This is a genomic window from Centipeda felix, from assembly GCF_900186465.1.
In the GTDB taxonomy this organism is placed as follows: domain Bacteria; phylum Bacillota; class Negativicutes; order Selenomonadales; family Selenomonadaceae; genus Centipeda; species Centipeda felix.
The window spans coordinates 265,461-282,489 of the sequence record NZ_LT891957.1; the positions used below are offsets into that span (position 1 = coordinate 265,461).

17 protein-coding genes are annotated in these 17,029 nt (G+C 56.9%); 1 reads left to right on the forward strand and 16 read right to left on the reverse strand.

Translation table 11 applies throughout. The annotated features are described in order from the left end of the window. Positions 1-13 precede the first annotated feature (13 nt). The 15 genes from C1713_RS03960 to ychF form a co-directional block, all read right to left on the reverse strand. Positions 14-904 carry a prephenate dehydrogenase gene (locus tag C1713_RS03960; RefSeq protein WP_102493094.1) on the reverse strand — a complete coding sequence of 297 codons (891 nt, stop codon included), beginning with the start codon at positions 902-904 and terminating at the stop codon, positions 14-16. Beyond that, positions 901-1,914 (reverse strand): 3-deoxy-7-phosphoheptulonate synthase, encoded by a 1,014-nt coding sequence (gene aroF, locus C1713_RS03965; RefSeq protein WP_009442397.1) that lies wholly within the window; start codon positions 1,912-1,914, stop codon positions 901-903. Before aroF ends, C1713_RS03960 begins: the two co-directional genes overlap by 4 nt. Positions 1,915-1,926: 12 nt before the next feature. After that, positions 1,927-2,376 carry an N-acetyltransferase gene (locus tag C1713_RS03970; protein WP_102493095.1) on the reverse strand — a complete coding sequence of 150 codons (450 nt, stop codon included), beginning with the start codon at positions 2,374-2,376 and terminating at the stop codon, positions 1,927-1,929. A gap of 27 nt (positions 2,377-2,403) precedes the next feature. Then, positions 2,404-3,036 carry an endonuclease III gene (nth, locus tag C1713_RS03975; protein WP_009442399.1) on the reverse strand — a complete coding sequence of 211 codons (633 nt, stop codon included), beginning with the start codon at positions 3,034-3,036 and terminating at the stop codon, positions 2,404-2,406. Next, positions 3,036-4,361, reverse strand: coding sequence for a PFL family protein (locus C1713_RS03980; RefSeq protein WP_371137025.1), 1,326 nt, complete (start codon positions 4,359-4,361; stop codon positions 3,036-3,038). Before C1713_RS03980 ends, nth begins: the two co-directional genes overlap by 1 nt. A gap of 51 nt (positions 4,362-4,412) precedes the next feature. Then, complete coding sequence (locus C1713_RS03985; RefSeq protein ID WP_009442401.1) at positions 4,413-4,685, reverse strand: ACT domain-containing protein; 273 nt, start codon at positions 4,683-4,685, stop codon at positions 4,413-4,415. A gap of 127 nt (positions 4,686-4,812) precedes the next feature. After that, a complete protein-coding gene (locus C1713_RS03990) occupies positions 4,813-5,448 on the reverse strand; it encodes a hypothetical protein (protein WP_102493152.1) in 636 nt (211 codons plus the stop codon). A 20-nt stretch (positions 5,449-5,468) separates the two neighbouring features. Further along, a complete protein-coding gene (locus tag C1713_RS03995; protein ID WP_009442404.1) occupies positions 5,469-5,942 on the reverse strand; it encodes a hypothetical protein in 474 nt (157 codons plus the stop codon). 225 nt (positions 5,943-6,167) lie between these two features. After that, the gene (locus tag C1713_RS04000; protein WP_337956953.1) at positions 6,168-6,956 is read right to left on the reverse strand and encodes an NYN domain-containing protein; all 789 of its coding nucleotides are present in this window, start codon (positions 6,954-6,956) and stop codon (positions 6,168-6,170) included. Between the two features lie 29 nt (positions 6,957-6,985). Continuing rightward, positions 6,986-8,305, reverse strand: a complete 1,320-nt coding sequence (locus tag C1713_RS04005; RefSeq protein ID WP_102493096.1) for a dicarboxylate/amino acid:cation symporter — start codon at positions 8,303-8,305, stop codon at positions 6,986-6,988. A 192-nt stretch (positions 8,306-8,497) separates the two neighbouring features. Beyond that, entirely contained in the window at positions 8,498-12,025 is a 3,528-nt protein-coding gene (nifJ, locus tag C1713_RS04010) for a pyruvate:ferredoxin (flavodoxin) oxidoreductase (protein WP_102493097.1), read from the reverse strand. Positions 12,026-12,431: 406 nt separating this feature from the next. Next, positions 12,432-13,220 carry an enoyl-CoA hydratase/isomerase family protein gene (locus tag C1713_RS04020; RefSeq protein ID WP_102493098.1) on the reverse strand — a complete coding sequence of 263 codons (789 nt, stop codon included), beginning with the start codon at positions 13,218-13,220 and terminating at the stop codon, positions 12,432-12,434. A gap of 63 nt (positions 13,221-13,283) precedes the next feature. Beyond that, positions 13,284-13,508, reverse strand: a complete 225-nt coding sequence (locus C1713_RS04025; protein ID WP_102493099.1) for a hypothetical protein — start codon at positions 13,506-13,508, stop codon at positions 13,284-13,286. Further along, a complete protein-coding gene (locus tag C1713_RS04030) occupies positions 13,505-14,458 on the reverse strand; it encodes a magnesium transporter CorA family protein (protein ID WP_039981535.1) in 954 nt (317 codons plus the stop codon). The genes C1713_RS04025 and C1713_RS04030 overlap by 4 nt, the downstream gene beginning before the upstream one ends. A 151-nt stretch (positions 14,459-14,609) precedes the next feature. Next, a complete protein-coding gene (gene ychF / locus C1713_RS04035) occupies positions 14,610-15,716 on the reverse strand; it encodes a redox-regulated ATPase YchF (protein WP_102493100.1) in 1,107 nt (368 codons plus the stop codon). Between the two features lie 219 nt (positions 15,717-15,935). Here ychF and C1713_RS04040 point away from each other — a divergent pair, with 219 nt between their 5' ends. After that, positions 15,936-16,148 (forward strand): DUF1858 domain-containing protein, encoded by a 213-nt coding sequence (locus C1713_RS04040; RefSeq protein WP_009442412.1) that lies wholly within the window; start codon positions 15,936-15,938, stop codon positions 16,146-16,148. 27 nt (positions 16,149-16,175) lie between these two features. Here the strand turns inward: C1713_RS04040 and C1713_RS04045 are convergent, their stop codons facing one another. Continuing rightward, on the reverse strand, positions 16,176-17,027 hold the full coding sequence (locus tag C1713_RS04045) for a class I SAM-dependent methyltransferase (RefSeq protein WP_102493101.1): 852 nt from the start codon (positions 17,025-17,027) through the stop codon (positions 16,176-16,178). Positions 17,028-17,029: the final 2 nt, after the last annotated feature.

A 17,029-nucleotide genomic window follows, 5' to 3' on the forward strand; every position in this document is an offset into this window, starting at 1 on the left:
AGAAGATTTTCCACTAATTCGTATCAAATTTCTGCTCTGCATCGTGGAGGATACTGTCACGGCGTGCCTTCGAAGCGGAAAAATAGTCGTGGATCGCCTGTCGATCTCCTGCATCAATGGCCGTGATGACCTCCCCCATGATCGTCTGCAGCTCGCGCAGGGCATCCGTGATCGCCTCCGCGTTCGTCATGCAGATGTCCGCCCACATATCGGCATTCGAGGAGGCGATGCGCGTCGTGTCCTTGAACCCGCCGCCGATGAGCTTCAGGCAGGAGGAGAGATCATCCCCGCTGCGGTTGAGGAGGGTGACGAGGGCTGCCGCCGCGAGATGCGGCACATGGCTGATGACCGCGGCACAGCGGTCGTGCTGTGCGAGATCAAGTGTCGTAAATCGGGCACGCGTGAGGCGCAGGACATCCATCAGACGCTCCTTGACCTCCTGCGAGACGGCCGGATCGTCGATGATGACGTACGCCTTATGGGCAAAGAGATCCTTTGTCGCCGCCGCTACGCCGCTCTTTTCGCGTCCCGTCATCGGATGCCCCGGGATATAGTAGATATCCGCCGGCAGGATCTCATGCAGCTGCCGATAGAGTTCGCCCTTCGTACTGCCTGCATCCGTCAGGATCGCACCGCGTTTCAGATACGGCAGGATCTTCTGTACCATCGGAACAATCTGGAGGACGGGCGGGCTGAGGTACACGATGTCCGCATCCCCGACTACCTTCGCCAGATCCGCCCCTGCATAGTCCACTGCACCGCAGTCCATCGCTGCGCGCATGGACTGCTCCGAACGGCAGAGCCCTGTAATGTAGATCTCGTCACCGAGAGCCTCTTTGAGGCACAGCCCGAGTGAGCCGCCGATCAGTCCGACGCCGATGATGGCAAGCTTCGTCCGCGTCATGCGCGCCGCCCAACGGCAGGAGCAATCTGCCGCACCTCATCCATCAGCATCTCAAAGTTGCGCGGGATCAAGCTCTGATCGCCATCGGAAAGTGCCAGCTCGGGACGGCAGTGCACCTCGATGATGAGCCCGTCCGCGCCGACGGCGACGGAGGCACGCGCCAACGGGCGCACCATCTGCCACCGACCCGTCCCATGACTGGGGTCGGCAATAACGGGGAAATGCGTCAGCTCTTTGAGTGCTGCAATCGCGTTGAGATCCATCGTATTGCGCGTATAGGTCTCATACGTACGAATGCCGCGCTCACAGAAGATAATGTTCTCGTTGCCGCCCGCCGCAATATACTCCGCCGCGTTCAGCCACTCGCTGATCGTTGCGGAGAGCCCGCGCTTGAAGAGCACAGGCTTCTGCGTCTTGCCAAGTGCCTTGAGCATCTGGAAGTTCTGCATATTGCGCGCACCGACCTGCAGGAGATCGGCATACTCCGAGACGAGTCCGATGTCGTCCTTGTCCACAACCTCCGTAACAACGCGGAGTCCCGTCTTATCCGCGACATCGCGCAGGATCTTCAGCCCCTCCTCGCCGAGCCCCTGAAAGTCGTACGGGCTCGTACGCGGCTTGAACGCGCCGCCGCGCAGGAACTGTGCTCCCGCCGCCTTGACTTTGACCGCAGCGTCATAGACCTGATCGTAGCTCTCGACGGAGCACGGTCCCGCCATGATTGCCAGCTGCTCACCTCCGACAGGGAAGCCCGACACGTAGACAATGCTGCTCTCGGGGTGGAACTCGCGGCTGACGAGTTTGTACTTCTCCGTGATGCGCACCGTCTTTTCGACGCCCTCCATCATATTCATTTCGAGCCCTGAAATGAGCTGCTTGTCCCCGATCACCCCGATGATGACACGGTCCTCTCCCTTCGAGAGATGCGTGCGCAGTCCTGCCTGCTCAATCTTGGCGATCACATGGTCGATGTTCTCCTGCGTAGCTCCTGCGTTCATAACGACGATCATAGCGTACCTCCGTCATACCTTTATCATGGCGATTTCATCACAGTTCGGATACTTGGGGCAGTCGATGCATTCCTTCCAAACTTTCTGCGGCAGCTCCTCCCTGCTGATGCGGAGGAAGCCTAGGGTCTCAAAAAATGCCGGCTTGTAGGTGAGAGTAAAAAACTTCTCAATGCCGAGCGTATCCCCCTCATCGAGGAGGCAGCGCACGATCTCTGCGCCGATCCCCTGTCGTATATGCGTCGGTGCAATCGCCATCATGCACACCTCGGCGAGACGATCCCACATGATGCGCAGTGCCCCGACACCGACGACGGTACCGTTCTCCTCAGCGACGACAATATCGCGCAGGTTCTCATAGAGCGTATTGCGCGAGCGCGGCAGCATATCCCCCTGCGCCGCATAGTCCCGTACGAGCTGATAGATCGGCTCAACGTCGTCAAATTTCGCCTTGCGATAGATCACGCATATACCTCCTCTCTTCCCCGTATCCTATGCCGTGCTACTCGGGCAGACTGCTGCGAGAGCACACGTATCGCAGTGCGGCTTGCGCGCCTTGCAGACCTGTCTGCCGTGCAGGATCAGCCAATGATGTGCGTCGCTCCAATCCGCGCGTGGAATCGCCTTCTGCAGCCCCTTCTCCACCTCGAGCGGCGTCGTACCGACCGCAAGGCGCAGGCGGTTCGCCACGCGGAACACGTGCGTGTCCACGGCGATGGCGGGCGTATGAAAGGCAACGCTCATCACGACATTCGCCGTCTTGCGTCCGACGCCCGGGAGCTTCTGCAGCGCCTCAAAGTCCGCCGGCACCTCGCCGCCGTAGTCATTCAGCAGGATATGACAGGTCTCTATGATGTGCTTCGCCTTCATGCGGAAAAATCCGCAGTCATGAATCTCCGCCTCAAGTGCGGCCTGTCCGAGCGCAGCAATCGCAGCAGGCGTATTTGCCTTTGGAAAGAGCCGTCCCGTCACCACATTGACGCGTGCATCCGTACACTGTGCCGAAAGGATGACGGCGATGAGGAGCTCGAACGGCGTCTGGAATGTGAGTGCGGGCTTTGCATTCGGATAGAGGGACCGCAGGATACGCAGCTGCTCCACCTTAACGGCCTTCGTGACGCGCATCAGTTCGTCAGGGCGCGCGTCGGCGCCGGGATACGCCCGCCGCGTGCAATGAACGCCGCCGAGCTGAAGGCACTGCGGACGGGGACGATGGGCGAGTAACCTAGGAGCCCACCGAAGGAGACCGTCTCCCCCACCTTTTTCCCGGGCACGGGAATGACGCGCACCGCTGTCGTCTTGTTGTTCACCATGCCGATCGCCGCCTCATCCGCAATGATGCCGGCAATCGTGCTGGCAGGCGTATCGCCCTCAATCGCGATCATATCCAGTCCGACCGAGCAGACACAGGTCATCGCCTCGAGCTTCTCGATGGAAAGACTGCCGCGCTGAACGGCGTCGATCATGCCCTCATCCTCACTGACGGGAATAAACGCCCCTGACAGGCCGCCGACATGAGAGGTCGCCATCAGTCCGCCCTTCTTGACTGCATCGTTGAGGAGTGCGAGTGCCGCCGTCGTACCGGGTGCCCCACACGCCTCGAGCCCCATCTCCTCCAAGATGCGCGCCACACTGTCTCCGACCTCCGAGGTCGGCGCCAGAGAGAGATCGATGATGCCGAACGGGACGCCAAGGCGGCGTGACGCCTCACGCGCGACGAGCTGTCCCACGCGCGTGATCTTGAACGCCGTACGCTTGATTGTCTCGGCGATCTCCGTGAAGTCCGCGCCCTTCAGATCCTCAAGGGCATGCTTGACCACACCGGGGCCGCTGACCCCGACATTGATGACGCGGTCGCCCTCGGCAACACCGTGGAAAGCGCCCGCCATGAAGGGATTATCTCCGGGTGCGTTGCAGAACACGACGATCTTGGCGCAGCCGAGCGCCTCCTGCTCGCGCGTCAGCTCCGCCGTGCGCTTGATCACATCGCCCATCTCGCGCACAGCATCCATATTGATGCCCGCCTTCGTCGAGCCGATGTTGACCGACGAGCAGACAATATCCGTCGCTGCCATCGCCTGCGGAATGGAGTCGATGAGCACGCGGTCGCCGTGCGTCATGCCCTTTTCGACGAGTGCCGAAAATCCGCCGATGAAGTTGACCCCGACCGCCTTGCCCGCGCGGTCGAGCGCCTCTGCCACAGGGACGAAGGAATCCGTCTGACACGCATCCGCTGCAATCCCGATGGGCGTGACCGAGATACGCTTATTGATGATGGGGATGCCGTACTCCGTCTCGATGTCCTCGCCCGTCTGAACGAGATACTCCGCTGAGCGCGTGATTTTCTCATAGACATTCTGACAGAACTTCTCGAGATTTGGATGGGCACAGTCCCGCAGGGAGATTCCCATCGTAATGGTACGCACATCGAGGCGGTTTTCCGTAATCATCCGATTGGTTTCACGGATGTTCTCAAATGTAATCAATCTGCCGCTCCTTGCTCAAATCTTGTGCATGACCTGGAAAATCTCCTGATGCTGAACCTTGATCTCGAGTCCCTGCTCCTCGCCCTTCTTCCGCAGAATCTCCTGCAGCTCCTTGAGCTTGATCTCTGCATCATCCGGCATCTCGGCAATCATCACCATGTTGAAAAAACCGTCCATAATATTCTGGTTCACATTCATGATGTTGACGCGTTGCTCGGCAAGAATCCCGCTCACCATCGCCACAATACCGACCTGATCCCGTCCGACTATCGTTACAACCAGCTTCATCTTTGCCACTCCTCATCCATTTGCCCACATGGGCTATGCAATATACCCTGCATCATATCAAAAAAGACAGACAGCGTCAAATGCAAATACGGCATGAACCACACTGCAACGTGCTGTCCATGCCGCATCAAAGCCCCAGATCGCCCATCCGCATCTCCGACACATGATCGTCTGTGATGGAGAAGGCAAATCCGACCGTGGGATCCTCCTCGAAGAAATATATGTAGTCTTTTCCATAAATCATGCTCGGCTCGCCGTAGACACGCCGCAGCTCCTCGACGGGCGTGCCGATGCGTACGCCCTTGCCGGAGGCAATGGTATTGTGCGACCGTACGCGCACCATGCGCACTGTACCGTCCACCGTCTCGACGAGAAGGCCATCCTCATATCTGCAGGCAACGATATCCTTGCCCGCATAGCGCATGGATTTCTGCGATGTCGTCTCCTGCGGTGTTCCATAGCTGGCACGCACCTCTGCGTCCCCCGCACCATACGCGATGCCGCCGAGGAGCAGTGATTTGCGTTCCAGCCGAACGGCCGAGGTCTGCTCCTCTGTACGGTGCTGGCGAAGCAGCTGTGCCTCACGCTTTGCCGCATCATCCGCCATCAACGTCTTTTTGACAGACTCACGTGCAATCGGTACATGTCCGCTATGCGTACCGTCCTGCGGTTCTTCCGCACAGCCCGGAAACATAGAATAGGCGGTAAGAACAGCTGCGGCTCCTGCGATGGCAATTCCCGCATACATTGCGTTCTTTCGCATCTTCACCGACCATCTCTCCCTCAGCGGATTGTGCCCACGCAGAACTCAGCAACGCGGCCGTGCTCGATTTCAAAGGTAAGACCGACGCTGTTATCCCCATCCACGCGGTAGATGTAGTCATCCCCATGGATCACATCCGGCTGCCCGTATGCCGCAATCAGTGCACTCAGATCACTGCCGACCGTGATGTTATCCTGCGTATAGATGCCGTTGCGCGCACCGACCTCAATCTGCCGAACGACGCCGTCCACAAAGATGATGTCAAAATCGCTGCCGTACTCCCACTCGGTCACATGACTGCCCGCGTACATGGAGTCATACTTCGTCTCCACCTCGCGCGGCGCGCCGTAAATACTGCGCACATAGCTCTCCGACGCACCGTATGCAATCCCGCCGGCAGCGAGCGCATCCTGCGGCACCGACGCCTGCACAGCGGTCATACCGAGGAAACTGATGCCAAGAGCCAATCCTGCGATTTTGCTGTAAAAAATCATCACGTTCTCTCCTTATTTTGTTATTAATAAAAATATAGGATAAAACGCTGAAAAGCCTCTGAATATTTCCTTTCAGAGGCTTTTCATATCTTAGGGAAGCACGGATAAACTCCGTACAAGTATCCTGACGCATCTTTTTCGCCCGTTTTTCTTGTGCCCTTTATACCGCTTATGCGGTCCCCCTTCCCCGTAAATAACGGGAAAACTCTGATGATCCATGATTCCTTAGAGTCGATCTATGTCGATATACACCCGATTCTGTTGGACACAAAGGTGACTCTCGGCGAGTATATCCTTCATTTTTCGCGTTTTCCCATACCCTTTCCGTATCTCCGTGAGTGGGATGAGACGGCAGAAGAGATTCATATCGATCCCGCGTGCAAATGGGACTTCGAGCAGCCCACTCTGTGTCTTGAGAAAACACGTCGTCATATCATACGCCTGCAACTTTTTCAACTCTTTGGACGAAAGCATCGCATGACATACGAGGTGGGCGCCCATGGGATCAATGTCAATGCGGTCAATCAGTCCGAGGTCGATCGCCAGCCGCTTGAGATGTTCCTCACGCATCTGACGCGCCGCCACCATAAAAACGCGCTTCTTATGTTCTGTCACTACCTTGATGGCGGGCAGAAAATCCCGATCATGGGAAAATATGGCGACCCCGCCGATCTCCGCTTCTTCGTAGATTGCACGTACAATGGCCGCCGTCATAAAGGTATCGGCACTATTTTTTCCGACGAAGGCGCGCACGTAGTTGTGTCCAGCAGCCCACTTGGGACAGACTTTTCCAAATACATCGATCTGAACGAGCTCATGATCTTCCTGCAGACGGCTGCATCCCTCGATAAACAGGCGTTGACTGATATTCTCTGCATCGATAAAAGCGTGTATTTTCATGAGGATGCTCCTCTGCTGTATGTGTCGCAAAACTCCACTCCTGTGTTGCCATACCTCTTTTATTCTACTTGCGAACGCCTGATTCCTTCTTTTTAAAAATGAACTGTTCCGCACGCAGCAGAACAGTTCTATGATATTTTTACTTACACGCTTGGAACCGGCACATCCTCATCCGACAGAGTTCCCTCAAGGTCGTGATTTGTGATCGCGCAGACAGCCGAATCCGACCAGACATTTTCCGCCGTCTCAATCATATCGATGATCGAGTAGATCGGCAGGATGACCCCCATGAGCCCGACCGGTGCGCCAATCGACGCCATGAGAGAGAGCGTCAGAAAATAGCAGCCCATCGGAACGCCCGCATTGCCGACGGCGGCGAGCACGGCGATAAAGAGCCAGCTGATCATCGTGCCGAGCGAGAGTTCCATCCCTGCATTCTGCATGACGTAGAGCGAGGTCACGAGAATGAACGCAGCACAGCCGTTCATGTTGATTGTCGTGCAGATTGGCAGGACGAAACGTGTCACCGAAGGATGCGCCTTAAGACGCTGCTCGGCAGAAGCGAGTGTCACGGGGAGCGTACCTGCCGAGCTCTTTGTAAAGAGAGCGACCGCGACCGCCGGCATCATCTGGCGGAACACGCGCACGGGATTCAGGCCGCGTACAGCGAGGAAGAACGGAATGACAACGAAGAACTGAATCAGATTGCCGCCGATAACAACCGCGGTATAGACACCGAGCGAGCCAATGATGACGCCCGCCTCAATCTGTGCCGCGAGCTGTGCGGCAAAGGCGAGAATTCCCACAGGCAGAACAGTGATCAGCGCGCGAATGAGCGTGAAGAGCAGCTCCTGCAGACCGTGAATCCCCTTGAGGAGCATCTCACGGTTCTCCGTCTTGGGGGCAAAGGCAAGTCCGAGCCCCGCCGCAGCCGCAACGAGCATGACCGAGAGGACGTTGCCCGAGACAAACGGAGCGAGCACATTGTTCGGCACGATGGAGAGAAAGTGATCGTAGTAGGACAGCCCCTCCAGCTTGCCCGGCACATCCGATGCGCCCGCGCCGACGACATCGGCGGGCAGGTTCACAGGTGCGAGCCAGAGGAAAAGTGCCAGCCCGACCGCCGCCGCACAGATTGTCGTCAGCAGGGTATAGGTGACGGCGTGGGCAAAGATGCGCCCCGTGTCGCGCTTCGTCCCAAGCGCGGCAAGCGTCGTGATGACGGCAAGAGCAATCGTCGGCACGGCGACGAACTGGAAAAGGCGCGTAAAGACGGTTGCGATAAAGCTGAACAGGTTGTTCAGCGCGGGCACGTTCGCCCAGCCAAGAATGCCGCCGACGATGAGCGCCGCGATCCACAGTGCGAGCTGACGCTTCTGCCCGCTGAGCTTCGCGGCAGAGAGCGCCGCCTGCGCCTGCTGTTCCACCTCATCATGAGGCGTATGTTTATGTTGATCTGCCATAGAGAATTCCTCCATATCCCAAGATGTAAGAAATCGCTGGTAAGATGATACTGAGCAGATCAGCGATCTCCAAAAACATTGTTTGCATATTATATTTCTATGTTAATGATATGTCAAGTAAAAACTGCCGTGACAGCACGGCAGTTTTTCTCAGCAGGAGCAGCAAAGTGTACGAGAAAATCCGGTACGTCCTTATGCCTTGCCTGCAAGTTTCTTGTAGTTGTTGTAGCGCGTCTCCGCGTCCTTCTGCGTCTTCTCAAAGAGTGCATCCGCCGCCTCGGGGAAGCTGCGCTGGAGATTGATGTAGCGGTTCTCACCCAGCAGGAACTCACGGAACTTCGAGAAGTCCGGCTCTTTCGAATCGAGGCTGAACGGATTCTTGCCTGTCTCGATAAGCTGCGGGTTGTAGCGATAGTTCGCCCAGTAGCCGCACTCCACGGCGAGCTTGCCCTCAAGCTGAGCACAGCCCATGCCCTTGCGGATGCCGTGATTGATGCACGGCGAGTACGCGATGATAAGCGAGGGTCCCGGATATGCCTCCGCCTCGCTGATCGCTTTCAGCACCTGATTCTGATCGGCGCCCATGTCGATCTGGGCAACGTAGACGTAGCCATAGGACATCGCCATCATGCCGAGATCCTTCTTCTTCGTCTTCTTGCCCGTTGCAGCAAACTCTGCAATCGCCGCCGCCGGCGTGGACTTCGACGCCTGACCGCCCGTATTGGAGTAAACCTCCGTGTCAAAGACCATGATGTTGATGTCTTCGCCCGAGGCGAGCACGTGATCCACACCGCCGTAGCCGATGTCGTATGCCCAGCCGTCACCGCCGAAGACCCACTGCGAACGCTTGACAAAGTAGTCGTTGTCACTGTAGATGCGGCAGAGGAGCTCGTCCGTCCCCTTCTCCTTCTCGAGCAGCTCGCGCAGGAGGTCGGCGCGGTCGCGCGTTCCCTCACCGCTGTTGCGCTTTTCGAGCCAGAGCTGCATCGCCGCCTGGAGCTCCGCCGAGCCCTTCTTGGCCTCCAGCGCCTCCGTCACAGCGGCAGCGAGCGACTCACGTACCGACTTTGTGCCGAGCAGCATACCGAGACCATACTCTGCGTTGTCCTCGAACAGGGAGTTCGCCCATGCAGGACCGCAGCCCTTCTGGTTTTTCGTGTACGGAATGGCAGGTGCACTGGCGCCCCAAATGGAGGAGCAGCCCGTTGCATTGGCGATCATCATGCGGTCTCCAAAGAGCTGCGTGATGAGCTTGGCATACGGTGTCTCACCGCAGCCTGCGCACGCCCCCGAGAATTCAAAGAGCGGCTGCTCGAACTGCGAGCCGATCAGCGTTGTCTTCTTCATCGGGACATTCTTGACCGCGACCTTCGTCGTATCGACACCGTAGTCAAAGTACTTCTGCGCATCGCGGAGCTTGTCATCGAGCAGGGTCATATCAAGTGCCTTGCCCGGGCAGACCTGTGCACAGTTGCCGCAGCCAAGGCAGTCAAGTGTCGAGACGGCGATGGTGAGGTTCATTCCCTTTGCGGGACGCGACTTCACAGACTGCATCCCCTCAGGTGCTGCCGCAAGCTCCTCGTCCGTCGTCAGGATCGGACGAATCGTCGCATGCGGACAAACAAAGGAGCACTGGTTGCACTGAATACACTTCTCAGGGCGCCATACGGGGACAGAGATCGCCGTGCCGCGCTTCTCATAGGCTGTACCGCCCACGGGGAACGTACCGTCCTCCATGCTGAGGATCTCGGAGATCTTGAGCTTGTCGCCCTCCTGACGATTCATGACATTCTGGACGTTCGTGATGAATGCAGGCGTCTTCTCGTTGACCGGCACCTCTTCGTCCACAGCATCCTTCCACGCATCAGGAACATTGACGCGATGCAGCGCCTCGATGCCCTTGTCGATCGCACCATTGTTCATGTTGACGACCTTCTCGCCCTTGCTGCCGTAGGAGGTGACAACCGCATCCTTGAGATACTTGACTGCATCGTCGAGCGGAATGATGTTGGCGAGCTTGAAGAACGCGGACTGCATGACCATGTTGAAGCGTCCGCCAAGTCCGAGCTCACGCGCGATGTGAACGGCGTCCACCGTATAGAACTGGATGTCGTTGCGTGCGATAAAGCGGCGCATTGATGCGGGCAGATGCGTATCCAGCTGCTCATCCGACCAGAACGTATTGAGCAGGAACGTGCCGCCCTTTCTGAGTCCTGCGAGCAGGTCATACTGACGTACATAGGACTGCTGCGAACAGGAGATAAAGTCCGCACGGTTGATGAGATACGGGCTGATGATCGGCGACTTGCCAAAGCGCAGGTGACTCATCGTGATGCCGCCCGACTTCTTCGAGTCGTAGGCAAAGTATGCCTGCGCATACATATCCGTCTTGTCGCCGATGATCTTGATCGCGCTCTTGTTCGCGCCGACCGTGCCGTCCGAGCCGAGTCCCCAGAACTTGCACGCCGTCGTCCCCTCCTTCGTGAGGTTGACATCTCTGTGTGCGGGCTTCAGGCTGCGGTTCGTCACATCATCGACGATGCCGAGCGTAAAGCCGTGCATCGGCTCGTTCTTCTTCAGCTCCTCGTAGACGCCAAAAATCTGATCCGGCGTCGTATCCTTGCCGCCGAGACCATAGCGGCCGCCGACGATGACGGGATCCATGCCTGAGCCATAGTACGCCGCCTTGACATCGAGGTAGAGCGGCTCGCCAAGGGCACCCGGCTCCTTCGTGCGGTCGAGGACAGCAACCTTCTTCACCGTTTTCGGGAGATACTTGAAGAAATGCTCGACGGAGAACGGACGATAGAGATGAACGGACAGCAGTCCGACCTTCTCGCCCTGTGCATTGAGATACTCTGCGACCTCCTCCGCCGTCTGGCAGACCGAGCCCATCGCAATGATGATGCGGTCCGCATCAGGTGCGCCGTAGTAGTCAAAGAGATGGTGCTCACGGCCTGTGATCTTTGCCATCTGTGCCATTGCTTCCTCAACGAGGGAAGGAATGGCATCATAGTAACGGTTGACCGCCTCACGCCCCTGGAAGTAGATATCAGGGTTCTGTGCCGTGCCGCGCACCACCGGATGATCCGGGTTGAGCGCACGGCGGCGGAACGCCTCAACGGCATCCCAGTCGAGGATCTTCGCGAGGTCAGCATAGTCCACGACCTCGATCTTCTGGATCTCATGCGAGGTGCGGAATCCGTCAAAGAAGTTGATGAACGGCACACGTCCCTTGATGGCGACGAGATGCGCTACTGCAGAGAGATCCATGACCTCCTGCACGCTCGACTCGGCGAGCATGGCAACACCTGTCTGACGCGCTGCCATGACATCCTGATGGTCGCCGAAAATGTTCAGCGAGGAGGCGGCAATGGCGCGTGCACTGACGTGGAACACGCCCGGCAGCAGCTCACCTGCAATTTTATACATATTGGGGATCATCAGCAGAAGACCCTGCGATGCTGTGTAGGTCGTCGTCAGCGCACCCGCCTGCAGAGACCCGTGGACAGCACCTGCAGCACCGGCCTCCGACTGCATCTCAATCAGACGCAGCTTCTGTCCAAAGATATTTTTCATTCCTTTGGCAGCAAGGCTGTCGACATACTCCGCCATCGGCGACGAGGGCGTGATCGGATAGATCGCTGCCACGTCCGTAAAGGCATAGGAAATATAGCCCGCGGCGGTATTTCCGTCCATCGTCTTCATCTTTTTTGCCATAGTACTGCTCTCCTCTCTTTAGAGAAGCGCCGATAAATTCGGCACGACCATCTTGACGCATCTTTTTCGCCCGCTTATCGTTAGCAAATCCTCGACATAGCTCTCGCTATACGTCCGGTTTGCTGTATCAAGCGGACAAAAAATCTACGCCAATCTGAGAGACTGTTTTATCAGCGATTCCCTAGAAATGCTTCTGCACTTCATCGAATATTAAAATATATACACATGAGCAAAGAATTTCTTCCCCTCCGTCGAACGAGAAACAATATCTATGGAGAAGTATCAATTCTATACTTTCTGTTTATTATACAACGGAACACCCGCCTTGTAAACAAGACAGGTGCTTTGTATCTCCGATATTACGGTGTTCTATCATTGTTTTTTATGATGCAAGCATCCGAACGCCCTATTTCGTTCCTGTTTCCTTCTGATTAAAGCTCGGTTCGCGTCTTTCCAAGAATGCCGTCACAGCCTCACGATGATCCGGAGAGGCCCCCGCCTTCCCGAGATTTTCCGCCTCGATGCGACTGTATGCCATATAGTCGCGGTAAAAAACCTCATAGTAAAGCTGTTTCTGCATGGCGATGGCATCAAGAGGACGGCGCAGGAGCTGTATGGCAAAGGCACGCGTTTCCTCTTCCAGTTTTCCTGCGGCAGCGACCCGCGTGGCCAGTCCGAGACGCAGCGCCTCCTCACCGTAGACGGGGGTACTCAACGCCATGAGCTCAATCGTCTTCGCGAGTCCAACAATCTGATGTAGATGATAAATGCAGCCCGTGTCCCCGGGCAGAGCGACGTTCGAGAACGCTGTGAGCAGGCAGCTCCCTTCCGTCATGATGCGGAAATCTGCGCCGAGCGCGAGGCCGCAGCCGGCGCCCGCAGCCGTGCCGTTCACCATCGCAATCACAGGTTTTCGGCACTTTCGCAGAGCAAGCGACGCCTGCCCTGTCAGCATGGAGAGTTCATAGCTGATGAATGAAAAGGTCGCCATCTCCTTGATGTCGCCGCCTGCGGAGAAATTCTTGCCCGCACCCGTGAGGATGATCACCTTCACCGCTTCGTCCGCATCACAATGCTCCACAGCCGCAATCAAATCGCGGAACATCTGCGCGTCCAGTGCATTATTTGATGCGGGACGATCCATAACGATCTGCGCGATGCCATCCTGAATGGATTGCTTGATATGCTGATCCATGGGAAACCTCCTATCGGAATACACAAAGGACGATGTCCCGCTCGGGCAGCGCACGGGACATTCTCAGCAGCTTGTCCTGCCAAGGAGCGGATGTGCGGTCGGACGCAGGTCACGCACGCGGATGAGGTGCAGTGCCTCCGCGAGATCAATGTCTCGACGTTCGGAGCCGTTCTCGTACACGTAGACAGGATACTCCACGCCGACCTCGCTGCCCGGCATATAGACATACTCCGCCGTATGCGCATCACCAAAGATGATGCCGCGATCCAGCTGTGCTTCGCGTATCAAAACATATCCCTCCGCCAGAGCAGGTAGACCGCCAGCGTCGATACGCAGACAGCAAAGATGAGTACGCGCAGGAAGCCCGTCGGATCATCCTGATACGGCACCGGCACATTCATCCCTAGGAAACTTGAGATCACCGTCGGGATGGCGAGAATAATCGTAATTGCGGTCAGAAACTTCATCACGAGGTTCAGATTGTTCGAGACGATGGACGAAAACGTATCGGCAAGACGCGCCAAGATCGTGCTGTATAGATCCGCCATCTCACGCGCCTGCTTATTCTCGATGATGACATCCTCCAGGAGATCCTCGTCCTCCTCATACATGCGAAAGATATGATGGAGGGAGGTATTCGTCCGCAGGCGCATCAGGCGGTCGAGCACCGCTCCGTTCGAGCGCAGTGCTGCATTGAAATACGTCAGGCCCTTCTGCAGCTGCAGCAGACGCAGGATTTCGCTGTTCTTCATATCATGCCGCAGCCGATCCTCGATTTCCTCGGTCAGCTTGCTGATCTGCCGCAGATAGCGCAGGTAGAACACATCGGATTTATAGAGAATCTGAAAGAGGAACCGCGTCCGCTTGTACGTGCGGAACATCTTCGCTGTCCGCTCGTTGAACTCCGCGATGACGGGCGTCTCTTCGAGACAGACGGTGATGACATGCTCATCCGTGAGAATGATCGCAAGCGGCAGTGTGTCGTAGCTGTCCTCGCCGCGATAGACGGGGACATTGGTCAGGATCATGACGGAGTCATCCTCAACATCCGTATGCGAACGCTCCTCATCGTCGAGAGCGGAACGCAGGAAATCGGGATCAACCTCTGTGAGGGTACTGACGACCTTCAGCTCGTATGGCGTCGGATTGACGATATTGATCCATGCCCCTTTGGACAGCGTCTTGAGTGACAGCTCCTGCAAGGGGCCGGATTCCATGGATTTATAAATCTGCAGCAAGGGAGAACGCTCCTTTCCGATCGTCCTCCCCCGCTGTCACCGCATCATAGCTGCGCAGCGAAGGGAGGACAAAATACACGTATGCGGCGGAGGCTGCAAAGGTGTATCGTCCATGCTCTTCACTTCCTTTCATCGTGCTCAGAAATTACGCTCAAACATTAAAACGGAAATTCACCACATCACCGTCGCGCATGACATAGTCCTTGCCCTCAAGCCGCACCAGACCCTTGTCACGCGCTGCCGCGACACTGCCGAGCGAGACGAGATCGTCATAGTTCACGATCTCCGCACGGATGAACCCACGCTCAAAGTCCGTGTGAATCTTTCCTGCCGCCTTCGGCGCGGTCGTTCCGCGCGTAATCGTCCACGCACGGCACTCATCCTCTCCCGCCGTGAGGAATGTCTGCAGGCCGAGCAGGGCAAACGCACCGTGGATCAGGCGATCCAGCCCGCTCTCCGCAAGGCCAAGATCTTCAAGGAACGCTGCTGCTTCCTCGTCATCGAGCTCGGCAATCTCCTCCTCGAGGCGCGCCGATACCGTCACCACCTGCGCACCCGTACGCGCAGCATACTCCTTCACCTTCTGCACGTGAGGATTCTCCGCATCCGCTGTCGCCGCCTCATCCTCGCCGACGTTCGCGATGTAGAGGATGGGCTTACGCGTGAGGAGATTCAGATCACGCAGGATCCCCTGCTCCTCCTCGGAGAGCTCCATCTCGCGCGCAGGCCGCCCCGCATCGAGCGCCTCCTTCAGGCGCTCCAGTGCCGCGTGCTCCGCCTTTGCCTCCTTGCTCCCCGATTTCAGCAGTTTCGTCACCTTGACGAGGCGTTTTTCCACCGCCTCCAGATCGGCAAGGCACAGCTCCGTCTCGATGATGTCAATATCGCGCAGAGGGTCAATGCCGCCCTCTACATGCGTGATGTCCGAGCTCTCAAAGCAGCGCACCACATGGGCGACAGCATCCACTTGGCGGATGTGCTCGAGGAACTTATTGCCCAGCCCCTCGCCCTTCGAGGCGCCCTTCACAAGGCCTGCAATATCGACGAAGCGCACACTGGCGGGCGTCGTCTTTTTGGAATGATAGAGATCCGTCAGCACCTTGAGACGCGCATCCGGCACGGCCACGACGCCCACATTCGGCTCAATCGTGCAGAACGGATAGTTCGCCGCCTCTGCGCCCGCCTTCGTGATCGCGTTGAACAGCGTGCTTTTTCCCACATTCGGCAGACCGACGATTCCGACTTCAAGATTGCTCACAGATATTCCTCCAAAACACGTTATGACAGATATACACGTTATGTTATAGCACACAACCCATGCACAGGTCAATTCCAACACAGTTCTCCGACGCTTTTCTTCACAGCATGGACGTATATGTTGCAAATGGTACTTTCAATTTTTATATCTTGTGCTATAATGTGAAAAAGTCAAGGATATCTTCCTTCTTTTCACTGTATTTTCCCATAGGAGGTCATTATGGCAATTACCAAAGATATGAGCATCATCGAGATTGTGCAGAAGTACCCCGACACGGTCGAGGTTCTGATGAACGCAGGCATGGGCTGCCTCGGCTGCGCGGCGGCACATTTCGAGAACATCGAGCAGGGCGCACTGGCACATGGCATCGACATCGACGCACTCATCGACAAGCTCAACGAGACGGTCGGCGAGACAGCCGCGGCACAGTAAGCACAAAATACGCACGAAAAAGCCACCTCACGACAACGAGGCGGCTTTTTTGATGCAGTTGTTAGAGCATTCCCGCACATCCCACCAAATCACGGCCGAGCGCGTTGCAACAGTGCATTTTCCGTTCTTTGCCTCCGCGCAGACGGCACGGTGCAGCTCCTCACGCACGGCATCCGTGACATCGCCCTCATACTGCTCATAGGCGAGCAGCCGATACCGCAGCTCATCCTCAATACTGCGCTCACAGCGATAGTCAATTGTGCGCACGTTGGCGAACCGTCCCTGCGCAGCAAGCATATTGTAGAGAATCTGGAACTCCTCCACGTCACAGCTGCTCGCCGAGCGCGGATTTTTCTTGTCGGGGATCTCCGCCACGATGGCGCAGTATGCCTTCGTATATGCCTCCATCTGCAGGATGAGCGGCCATACATCCGCATACATCCAGAAGACGAGCGACACCGTCACGAGATCAAATGCACGGTCAAGTGCCCCGCCGACAGGAAGATCCTGCACCAGCTCCTCGATCACCGCATAGTTGGACACACCTGCCTCAGCGGCATTTTCCCGCAGGAGGTGTACCATCTCATGCGACGGTTCCACTGCCGCAGCGAATTTGATCTTCTCGGCAAAGGGAATAATAAAGGAGCCGGGTCCCGCGCCGATATCGAGCATCGTCGCGTCCGCGCTCAGAATGTGCCGCAATGCCGCATAGGTTTTCCGCCCGTAGTCATAATCGTTGCTGCGGCGCATGGCGGAGAAATCTCGTGCGCGCTTGTCCCAATAATCCACCTGCGGGTTTGCCCGTATGTGCTCCACGCGTTCGTGAAATTTCTCCTTCCACCAGGCATTCCAAAAAGAAAAGTCCGGCTTATCTCCCATGC